We start from the raw sequence: 11802 nt of genomic DNA, 5'->3' as shown, positions 1-11802 counted from the left end.
GAGCGGCTGCGGCAGGAGAACAAGGAGCTGCTCGCCGCCGCGCAGGAACCGATCGCCGTCGTCGGCATGGGCTGCCGGCTGCCCGGTGGCATCCGGACTCCGGAGGAGTTCTGGCAGCTCGTCGCCGCGGGCGGTGACGCGGTCTGCGGGTTTCCCACGGACCGGGGCTGGGACCTGGAGGCGCTGTACGACCCGGACGCGGACCGCCCGGGCACGGTGTACACGCGCCACGGCGGATTCCTCACCGATATCGCGGAATTCGACGCGGAGTTCTTCGGTATATCGCCGCGCGAGGCGGTCGCGATGGACCCACAGCAGCGGCTGCTCCTGGAGACCTCGTGGGAGACGCTGGAGCGGGCCGGAATCGATCCGACGACACTGCACGGCAGCCGCACCGGTGTGTACATGGGCACCGCATTCCAGGACTACGCCCGCGTTCCCCCGGCCGAACTCGGCGAGTACGAGGGGTATTTCCTGACCTCTGGTGCGGCGAGCGTCCTCTCCGGCCGGATCGCGTACACGCTCGGCCTGGAGGGCCCCGCGGTCACCGTCGACACCGCCTGCTCGGCCTCGCTGGTGGCGATCCACGCCGCGTGCCAGGCGCTGCGCCGGGACGAGTGCTCGCTGGCGCTGGCCGGCGGCATCACCGTGATGACCACGCCGCACCAGTTGCAGGGCTTCAGCCGGCAGCGGGGGCTGTCCGCGGACGGGCGGTGCCGGTCCTTCGCCGCGGCGGCGGACGGCACCGGCCTCGCCGAGGGCGTCGGCGTGCTGGCGCTGGAGCGGCTGTCCGACGCCCGGCGGCTCGGGCACCGGGTGCTGGCCGTGGTGCGGGGCACTGCCACCAACCAGGACGGGGCGAGCAACGGGCTGGCCGCGCCCAACGGCCCCGCGCAGGCGCGGGTGATCCGGCAGGCGCTGGCCGACGCCCGGCTGGCCCCCGGGGACGTCGACGCGGTGGAGGCACACGGCACCGCCACCACCCTGGGCGACCCGATCGAGGCGCAGGCGCTGCTGGCCACCTACGGCCAGGACCGCACCGACCCGCTGTGGCTGGGCTCGGTGAAGTCCAACATCGGGCACACCCAGGCGGCGGCCGGGGTCGCCGGTGTCATCAAGATGGTGCTGGCGATGCAGCACGGCGTGCTGCCGGCGACGCTGCACGTGGACGAGCCGACGCCACACGTGGACTGGTCGGCGGGGCGGGTGGAGCTGCTGACCGAGGCCACTCCGTGGCCCGAGACCGGCCGGCCGCGCCGCGCCGGGGTGTCGTCGTTCGGCATCAGCGGCACCAACGCCCATGTGGTGCTGGAGCAGGCACCCGAGCAACAGGTCGCGGACGCCGGTGCCGGCACCCCGCCGCGGGCGGTGCCCTGGCTGCTGTCGGCGCGCGGCCCGGAGGCCGTACGGGACCAGGCGCGCGCCCTGCTGGCCCGGCTGGAGGCCGGGGACGCGCCGGACCCGGTGGCGGTCGGCCATGCGCTGGCGACCACCCGGACGGCGTTCGCGCACCGGGCCGCCGTGGTCGCGGAGAGCGGCGAGGAACTCGCCCGGGGCCTTGCGGCGCTGGCCGAGGACCGCCCCGATCCGCGGGTGACGCTCGGCCAGGCGGTGCGCGGCAAGCTCGGCTTCCTCTTCACCGGCCAGGGCAGTCAGCGCGTGGGCATGGGCCGCGAGCTGTACGACGCCTCACCGGTGTTCGCCGAGGCGTTCGACGAGGTCTGCGCGGAGCTGGACCGGCATCTGCGGCGGCCGCTCCGCGACGTGGTGTTCGGCGCCGACGGCACCGAGGGACTGCTGGACCGGACCGAGTACACCCAGCCGGCGCTGTTCGCGCTGGAGGTCGCGCTGTTCCGGCTCGTCGCGCACCACGGGGTCCGTCCGGAGTACGTGACCGGGCACTCCATCGGCGAGGTGAGCGCCGCGCACGTGGCCGGGGTGCTGTCGCTGGCGGACGCGGCGGCCCTGGTGGCGGCGCGCGGCCGGCTGATGCAGGAGCTGCCGGAGGGCGGCGCCATGGTCGCCGTACAGGCGGCCGAGGAGGAGGTGCTGCCGCTGGTGGCCGAGCGGTCGGCACGGGTCGACCTGGCCGCGGTGAACGGGCCGGCCTCCGTGGTGGTGGCCGGCGAGCAGGACGCCGTTCTGGAGATCGCCGCGCACTTCGCCGCGCAGGGGCGCAAGACCAAGCGGCTGACGGTCAGTCACGCCTTCCACTCCCCGCTCATCGACCCGATGCTGCCGGAGTTCCGCCAGGTGGTCGCCGGGCTCGCGTTCGGCTCCCCGGACATCCCCGTCGTATCGGCGCTGACCGGCCGGGAGATCACCGCGGAGGAGCTGCGGACGCCCGAGTACTGGGTGCGGCACGCCCGGGGGACGGTGCGGTTCGCGGACGCGGTCCGCGCCATGGAGACCGCGGGTGTGCGCACCTTCCTGGAGCTGGGCCCCGACGGGACGCTGTGCGCGATGGGCCGCGACAGCCTCACGGCGGCGGACGCCGATCTGGTCCCGGCCCTGCGTGCGAAGCAGGCCGAGGAACTCGCCGTGACGACCGCGCTCGCCCGACTGCACACCCGGGGCGTCGCCGTGGACTGGCGGGTGTTCTACGGCGCAGCCGCAGCGCCGGCCGTCGAGCTGCCCGTCTACCCCTTCCAGCGCAGCCGCTACTGGCTGACGACCGCCCCGTCGGCGGCGGTGGGTTCGGCCGGTCTCGGCATGGCCGACCATCCGCTGCTCGGCGCGGTGGTGTCCCTGGCGGACGACGACGAACTGCTCTTCACCGGGCGGCTGTCCACGGGCGCGCACGGCTGGATCGCGGAGCACCAGGTGTTCGGCCAAGCGCTGCTGCCCGGCACGGGCTTCCTCGAACTTGCCCTGCACGCCGGGGAACGGGTCGGCCTGGACGTCGTGGAGGAACTGACCTTCCACACCCCGCTGGTGCTCCCCGAGCGGGAGGCGGTCACGTTCCAGGTGCGCGTGGGCGCCACGGGCGAGTCCGGGCAGCGCTCGCTGAGCCTGCACTCCCGGCCGGGCCAGGCGGCGGACGACGAGCCGTGGACCCTGCACGCCACCGGTGTGCTGGCCCGGGCAGAGGTGCCCGGCGGCGCCGACGACGAGGAGCTGGCCGTCTGGCCGCCGCGCGGCGCCGAACCGGTGGACGTCGGCGGGCTCTACCCGCTGATGGCGGAGACCGGGCTGGACTACGGTCCGGTGTTCCAGGGGCTGCGGGCCGCCTGGCGGCGCGGTACCGAGCTGTTCGTGGAGACCGGGCTGCCGGACGGCACCCGGCCCGAGGAGTACGGCGTGCATCCCGCGCTGCTGGACGCGGCCCTGCACGGAGTGGCCCTGAACGTGGTGCTGCCCGAGTGGGACCAGGCCCGGCTGCCCTTCTCCTGGCGCGGGGTGACCCGGTACGCCGTCGGCGCGCCGTCGCTGCGGGTGCGGCTGGCGCCGGCCGGGGAGGACGCGGTGTCGGTGCTGGCCGCCGACGAGTCCGGCCGGGCCGTGCTGGCGGCCGACGCGCTGGTCCTGCGCCCCGCCGCACGCGAGCGGACCGAGGCGGCCGGCTCCGCCACCCGGGACCGGCTCTTCCAGGTGGACTGGGAGCCCCTCGCCGCCGCACCGCGGCTCGGTGCGGCCCCGGACCTGGTGGCCGTGGGCCCCGGCACCGGCGACCTGGTGCCGTATCTCACCGGTGGCTCCACCGCACTCCACCCCGACCTGGACGCCCTGGCCGCGGCCCTGGACAGCGGCCGTACGGCCCCCGCGGCGGTGCTGGTCTCCTGCCGCACCGAGCCGGTCGCGGCGGATCCGGGCACCGGTGCGGCAGCGGGGCGCGGTGACGCCGTGCGGGAGGCCGCGCACCGGGCGCTGGAGCTGGTCCAGGGCTGGGTCGCCGACGAGCGGTTCGCCGGGGTCCGGCTGGTGGTGCTGACCCGGCGCGCCGTCGCCGCGGGCGGCGAGGACGTGGCGGACCTGGCGCACAGCGCCGTGTGGGGGCTGCTGCGCACGGCCCAGTCGGAGCACCCCGGCCGGTTCACCCTGGTCGACCTGGACGGCCATGCGGACGCGCTGGACCTGCTGCCGGCGGCGCTCGCCTCCGACGAGCCGCAACTGGCGGTTCGGGACGGCGAGTTGCGGGTGCCGCGGCTGACCCGGCTGCGCCCGGAGCGGGCGCTGGCCGTGCCGGCGTCGCCGGCCTGGCGGCTGGGCGTCGAGGGCGGCGGCACGCTGGAGAATCTGGCCCTGCTCGACCACCCCGACGCCGCCGCGCCGCTCGGCCCCGGCCAGGTCCGGGTGGGCGTGCGGGCGGCCGGGCTGAACTTCCGCGACGCGCTGAACGCCCTCGGCATGTACCCGGGAGAGGCCGGGCCGCTCGGTGTGGAGGGCGCCGGTGTGGTGCTCGAAGCGGGCCCCGGGGTCGACGCGTTGGCGCCCGGTGACCGGGTGTTCGGCATGATCTTCGGCGGGATCGGCCCGATGGCCGTGACCGACCACCGGCTGCTGGCCAGGATCCCGGACGGCTGGTCCTTCGCCGAGGCGGCGTCCGTCCCGGCGGTCTTCCTGACCGCGTACTACGCGCTGGTCCGCCTGGCGGACCTGCGGCCCGGCGAGTCGGTGCTGGTGCACGCCGGCACCGGCGGCGTCGGCATGGCCGCCGTGCAGCTGGCCCGGCACCTGGGCGCCGAGGTGTACGCCACGGCCAGCCCGCCGAAGTGGGACACGCTCCGCTCGATGGGCCTGGACGACGACCACATCGCCTCCTCCCGGTCGCTGGACTTCGCGGAGAAGTTCCGGCGGACCAGCGGCGGGCGCGGCGTGGACGTCGTACTGAACTCGCTGGCCGGGGAGTTCGTGGACGCGTCGCTGGGGCTGCTGGGGCCGGGCGGCCGGTTCCTGGAGATGGGCAAGACGGACGTGCGGGACGCCCAGGCGGTCGCCGAGGCGCACCAGGGCGTCACCTACCGGGCGTTCGACCTGGTGGACGCGGGAGGGGACCACACCCGGGAGATGCTCGGCACGGTGCTGGAGCTGTTCGCCCGGGGTGCGCTGCGGCTGCCGCCGGTCACCTCCTGGGACGTGCGGCACGCGGCCGAGGCCCTCCGGTTCATCAGCCAGGCCCGCCACATCGGCAAGGTCGTGCTGACCGTGCCGTCCGGCCTGGACCCGGCGGGCACGGTACTGATCACCGGCGGCACCGGCGCGCTCGGCGCGGGGGTGGCCCGCCGGCTGGTGGACCGGCACGGGGTGCGGAACCTGCTGCTGGTCAGCCGCCGGGGCGCCGCGGCGCCCGGGGCGGACGATCTGGTGGCCGAACTCACCGCGCAGGGCGCCACGGTGACGGTCGCGGCCTGCGACGTCGCCGACCGGGACGCGCTGCGGGAGCTACTGGCCGCGGTGCCCGCGGACCGTCCGCTGACCGCGGTGGTGCACACGGCCGGCGTCCTGGACGACGGGGTCCTCGGATCGCTCACCCCCGAGCGGCTGGACACCGTGCTGCGGCCCAAGGCGGACGCGGCGCTGCTCCTGGACGAACTCACCCGGGACGCCGATCTCGCCGCGTTCGTGCTGTTCTCCTCGACCGCGGGTGTGCTCGGCGGCCCGGGGCAGGCCAACTACGCCGCGGCCAACGTCCTGCTGGACGCGCTGGCCGCGCACCGCCGGGCGGCGGGGCTGCCCGCGGTGTCGCTGGCCTGGGGCCCCTGGGAGGACTCCGGCAGCATGCTCGGCGGGCTGGGCGAGGTGGATCTGCGCCGGCTCGGCCGCACCGGTCTGGTGCCACTCACCGACGAGGAGGGCCTGGATCTCTTCGACGCCGCCCTCGCCGCCGGGCGGCCCGCCGTCGTACCGGCCAAGGTGGACGGCGAGCTGCTGCGCCGGGCGGTCGACGAGCTGCCGCTGCTGCTGCGCGGGCTCACCCGGACGCCGGTGCGCCGGGCGGCCCGCGAGGCGGCCCGGCCGGCCGCGACCGCGGCCCTGCGCAACCGGCTGGCGGGCGTGTCCGAGGCGGAGGGCGAGCAGCTCCTGCTCGATCTGGTACGGCAGCACGCGGCGACGGTGCTGGGCCACACCGACGGCGCGACCGTCGCCGCCGACCGCACCTTCAAGGAGCTGGGCTTCGACTCGCTGACCGCGGTGGAGCTGCGCAACCGGCTCAGCGGTGCCGCCGGGACGCAGCTGTCCGCCACGCTGGTCTTCGACCATCCCACGCCGGTCGTACTGGCCCGGCATCTGCGGGCCGAACTGCTCGGCGCCGCGCCCGGCGGGGAGCCGGTCCCGGCCGCCGCACCGGCTCCGGCCGCGGACGACGACCCGGTGGTGATCGTCTCGATGAGTTGCCGCTACCCGGGCGGCATCGCCACCCCGGAGGACCTGTGGCGGCTCGTCACCGACGAGACCGACGTCGTCCTGCCCTTCCCGGCCGACCGCGGCTGGGACGTGGACGGCATCTACGACCCGGACGGCACCCGGCCCGGCACGACCTATGTGCGGGTGGGCGGCTTCCTGGACGACGCGGCGCGGTTCGACGCGCAGCTGTTCGGCATCGGGCCGCGCGAGGCGCTCGCCATGGACCCGCAGCAGCGGCTGCTGCTGGAAACCTCGTGGGAGGTACTGGAGCGGGCCGGTGTCGACCCGCTGTCGCTGAAGGGCCATCAGGTCGGCGTGTTCATCGGGGCGGCGGCCCAGGGGTATCCGTCCGACCCGCGCCAGGCGCCCGAGGACCTGGGCGGCTATCTGCTGACCGGCAGCACCTCCAGCGTCATGTCCGGCCGGATCGCCTACGCCTTCGGCGTCGAGGGACCGGCGGTGACCGTCGACACCGCCTGCTCGTCCTCCCTGGTGGCGCTGCACCTGGCCGTGCAGGCGCTGCAACGCGGCGAGTGCTCGCTCGCGGTGGCCGGCGGCGCCGCCGTCATGGCCGCCCCGGACATCTTCCTGGAGTTCAGCCGGCAGCGCGGGCTGGCCCCGGACGGCCGCTGCAAGGCCTTCGCGGCGGCCGCCGACGGCACCGGCTGGGGCGAGGGCGTCGGCGCGCTGCTGCTGGAGCGGCTGTCCGACGCGCGGCGCCACGGCCACCCGGTGCTGGCGGTGGTCCGCGGCTCGGCGATCAACTCCGACGGCGCCAGCAACGGCCTGACCGCTCCGAACGGCCCCTCCCAGCAGCGGGTCATCCGGCAGGCCCTGGCCTACGCCGGTCTGGCGGCCGGTGACGTGGACGCGGTGGAGGCCCATGGCACGGGCACCCGGCTGGGCGACCCGATCGAGGCGCAGGCCCTGGCGGCGACGTACGGCCGTGAGCGCGAGCCGGAGCGTCCACTGTGGCTGGGCTCGGTGAAGTCCAACATCGGGCACACCCAGGCCGCCGCGGGCGTGGCCGGTGTGATCAAGATGGTCGCGGCGCTGCGGCACGGGGTGCTGCCCCGCACGCTGCACGTCGACCGGCCGACCCCGGAGGTGGACTGGGCGGCGAGCGGGCTGTCGCTGCTGACCGAGGCCACCCCGTGGCCCGAGACCGGGCGGCCGCGGCGGGCCGCGGTCTCCTCCTTCGGGATCAGCGGCACCAACGCCCATGTGATCATCGAGCAGGCGCCGGAGGCGGCCGAGGAGCCCGCGGCCGGCGGTCCGGAGCAGGCCGCCCCGGCCGCGCTCGCCGCCGTACCGTGGGTGCTGTCCGGCAAGACCGGGACGGCGCTGCGCGCCCAGGCCCGGCGTCTGCTGTCGCGCCTGACGGACACCGCTGCGACGGACCTCGCGGGGATCGGGCACGCGCTGGCCACCACCCGTGCCACGCTCGACGAGCGGGCCGTCGTGGTCGGCGCCGGACCGGCGGAGCTGCGCGCCGGCCTGGCCGCCCTCGCCGAGGGCCGGGACGCGGACGGGGTGGTCCGGGACACGGCCCGCGAGCGCGGCCGGACGGTGCTGGTGTTCTCCGGGCAGGGCTCGCAGTGGCCGGGGATGGCCGCCCGGCTCCTCGACGAATCCGCGGTGTTCGCGGAGCGGATCCGGGAGTGCGAGGCCGCGCTGGCGCCGTATGTGGACTGGTCGCTGACCGAGGTGCTGCGGGGTGCCGAGGGCGCGCCGTCGCCGGACCGGGTGGACGTCGTCCAGCCCGCGCTGTTCTCGGTCATGGTGTCCCTGGCCCGGCTGTGGCAGCACTTCGGGGTGCGGCCGCAGGCGGTGATGGGCCACAGCCAGGGCGAGATCGCCGCCGCGTGCGTGGCCGGCGCGCTGACCCTGGACGACGCGGCCCGGGCGGTGGCGCTGCGCAGCAAGGCGCTGACCGCGATGTCCGGCAAGGGCGGCATGGTGTCCGTCGCGCTGGGCGAGGAGGCGGTGTCCCGGCTGGTGGAGCAGTGGGCCGGCAAGGTGTCGGTGGCTTCGGTCAACGGCGCGTCGTCCACGGTCGTCTCCGGTGACCTGGACGCGCTGGAGGAGCTGGTGGCGCGCTGCACCGCCGACGGGGTACGCACCCGGGTGCTGCCGGTGGACTACGCCTCCCACTCCCCGCAGGTCGACCAGGTCCGCGAGGAGCTGCTGCGGGAACTGGCGCCGATCTCGCCGCGGCCCGCGGAGATCCCCTTCTACTCGACCGTGACCGGCACCGAACTGGACACCACCGCGCTGGACGCCGAGTACTGGTACCGCAACCTGCGGCAGACCGTGCATCTGGAGCGGGTGACCCGGCTGCTGCTGGAGCAGGGCCACGACGTGTTCGTGGAGACCAGCCCGCACCCCGTGCTGACCATGGCGATCCAGCAGACCATGGACGCCGCGCACGTCGCCCACGGGGTCACGGTGGGCTCGCTGCGCCGGGAGGACGGCGGCCTCGGACGTTTCCTGGCCTCCGCCGCCGAACTGCACACCCGGGGCGTGCCGGTGGACTGGGCCGCGGCCTTCCCCGGCGGCCGTGCGGGCGCGGCCGCGCTGCCGACCTATCCGTTCGAGGGCGAGCGGTACTGGCTGGAGCGCACCGTCGCCGCGGCCGACGTCACCTCGGCCGGTCTGGGCCGGACGCGTCACCCGCTGCTCGGCGCCCTGGTGGCGCTGCCCGGCCCGGCCGGCACGGTGCTGACCGGCCGGCTGTCCCTCACGGCCCAGCCCTGGCTGGCCGACCACGCGGTGCGGGACACGGTGCTCTTCCCCGGCACCGGGCTGGTGGAACTGGCACTGCGCGCCGGTGCGGAGACCGGCTGTGCCACGGTCGAGGAACTCACCCTGCTCGAACCGCTGGTGGTGGACGAGGAGGGAGCCGTACAGCTGCGGGTGCTGACCGGGGAGGCGGACGGGACCGGACGCTGCTCCGTGGAGGTGCACTCGCGGCCCGAGGACGCGCCCGCGGACACCCCGTGGCAGAAGCACGCCGTCGGAGTGCTCGCCGGCGGCGGTCCGGCCGTGCCGGACCGGTTGCCCGCGTGGCCGCCCACGGACGCCGAACCGGTGGCCCTGGAGGACGGGTACGCGGTGCTGGCGGCGGCCGGACTCGAGTACGGCCCGGCCTTCCAGGGGCTGCGCGCGCTCTGGCGGCGCGGCGACGAGGTCTTCGCCGAGGTCCGCCTGCCGGACGAGGCGGAGGCGGGCCGGTACGGCGTGCATCCGGCGCTGTTCGACGCGGCGCTGCACGGGATCGTCCTGGGCGGGCTGGTGGCCGGCACCGGCGAGCCGCGGCTGCCGTACGCCTGGCAGGGCGTGACCCTGCACGCCACGGGCGCGGCGGCGCTGCGGGTACGGCTGGCACCGGCGGGCGAGGACACCGTGTCCCTGACGGCGTTCGACACGGCGGGCGCCCCGGTGCTCTCAGTCGGCTCGCTGCGGGCGCGTCCGGTGCCGTCCGGGGCCCTGGCGAACTCCCGCCGGGCGGGCCTGCGTTCGCTGTTCCGGCTCACCGGCGAGCGGCTCGCGCCGGGGCGCGCGCCCATCGGCGGATGGGCCGTGCTGGGCCCCGACGACCTCCAGTTGGGGGCCGTGCTGGAGCGGGCCGGGGAGCGGCTCGACGGGTACGCGGACCTGGCGGCGCTGGCCACGGCGGTCGCCGCCGGAACCCCGGCGCCCGAGGTGGTCCTGGTGCCCTGCCTGTGCGACCCGCGGGAGGACGCGGGTCCGGCGGCGGAGGTGCACGGGACGGTCCACCGGGCGCTGGCGCTGACCCAGGAGTGGCTCGCCGACGAGCGGTTCGCCGGCTCGCGGCTGGTGTTCGCCACCCGGCACGCGATGTCCCTGGACGACGAGCCCGCGCACGACCTGCGGCACGCCCCGCTGTGGGGTCTGCTGCGCGCGGCGCAGTCGGAACACCCCGGCCGGTTCGTACTGCTGGACACGGACGAGGACGCCGCGTCCCTGCGCGCGCTGCCGCAGGCGCTGGGCGGCGACGAGCCCCAGCTGGTGGTCCGGCGGGGCGTGGCGCAGGCGCCGCGGCTCGCCCGGGTCTCCCCCGCCGCCGAGGCGGCGGACGGCCCGGCACCGTTCGCGCCGGAGGGTACGGTCCTGATCACCGGCGGCACCAGCGGGCTCGGCGCGCTGGTCGCCCGTCACCTGGTGGCCCGGCACGGGGTCACCCAGCTGCTGCTCACCAGCCGCGGCGGCCCGGACGCACCAGGCGCGGCCGAGCTGGCGGCGGAGCTGACCGAGCAGGGCGCCCGGGTCACGGTGGCCGCCTGCGACGTGGCCGACCGGGACGCGCTGGCCGCGGTGCTGGCCGGGGTCCCGGCCGCCCATCCGCTGACCGCGGTGGTGCACGCCGCCGGGGTGCTGGACGACGGGGTGCTCACCGCGCTGACCCCCGAGTGGGTCTCCGGGGTGCTGCGGCCCAAGGTGGACGGCGCGCTGCATCTGCACGAACTCACCCGCGACGCCGACCTGTCGGCCTTCGTGCTGTTCTCCTCGGCCGCCGGAGTGCTGGGCACCGCGGGGCAGAGCGGGTACACGGCGGCCAACGCCTTCCTGGACGGGCTCGCGCGCACCCGGCGGGCCGCCGGTCTCCCGGGCACCTCGCTCGCCTGGGGCATGTGGGAGGAGCGCAGCGGTCTGACCGGCGCACTGTCCGAGGCGGACCTGCGGCGCATGGCGCGGTCCGGGGTCGGCCTGCTGCCCACCGACGAGGGCCTCGCGCTGTTCGACGCGGCGCTGCGCGCCCAGGACGCCGTACTGGTGCCGCTGAAGCCGGCGCCGGCGGCCGACGCGGACGCGGTGCCGGCGGTGCTGCGCACGGTGCTCCGCGCCGGGCGGCGGGCCGGCGGCCCGGGCGCCGCGGACGGAGCGGGCCGGCCGTTTGCCGCGCAGGTGGCCGAACTCCCCGCTCAGGAGCGGGAGTCGGCGGTGCTGCGGCTGGTCCGGGAGCAGGCGGCGACGGTGCTGGGGCTGGCCTCGGCCGAGGCCGTGCCGGAGACCCGGGGCTTCCTGGAGCTGGGCTTCGACTCGCTGACCGCGGTCGAGCTGCGTACCCGGCTGAGCGCCGCGACCGGGCTGCGGCTGCCGGCGACGCTCGTCTTCGACCAGGCCACCCCGGTCAACACCGCCCGCTACCTGCGCGACCAGCTCTTCCCGGAGAGCCGGGAACTCACCGCGGAGGAGCTGGAGGAGAAGAGGTTCCGCGAGGCACTGGCCTCGATCCCGCTGGCCCGCTTCCGGCAGGCCGGTCTGCTGGCGGACCTGCTCCGGCTCGCCGAAGGAGTGGAGGCCGCGGACCCGGCGGCACCGGGCGAGGAGGCGGCCGGGATCGACGACATGGACGTCGCCGATCTCGTGCGCACGGCCTTCGGCGGGGACACGGCGTGATCACGGATGCGAACTGCGGGAGGGGCCATGGCC

General features: G+C 76.4%; 1 protein-coding gene. It reads left to right on the top strand.

Translation table 11 applies throughout. The features are described from left to right. Nucleotides 1-6 precede the first annotated feature (6 nt). On the top strand, nucleotides 7-11769 hold the full coding sequence (locus JK361_RS04765) for an SDR family NAD(P)-dependent oxidoreductase (RefSeq protein ID WP_443732159.1): 11763 nt from the start codon (nucleotides 7-9) through the stop codon (nucleotides 11767-11769). Nucleotides 11770-11802: the final 33 nt, after the last annotated feature.

Origin of the sequence: Streptomyces musisoli (assembly GCF_016741855.1) — a bacterium.
In the GTDB taxonomy this organism is placed as follows: Bacteria; Actinomycetota; Actinomycetes; order Streptomycetales; family Streptomycetaceae; genus Streptomyces; species Streptomyces musisoli.
The sequence above is the reverse complement of the archived record's forward strand: the minus strand, read 5'-3'. Positions and strand labels throughout refer to the sequence as shown.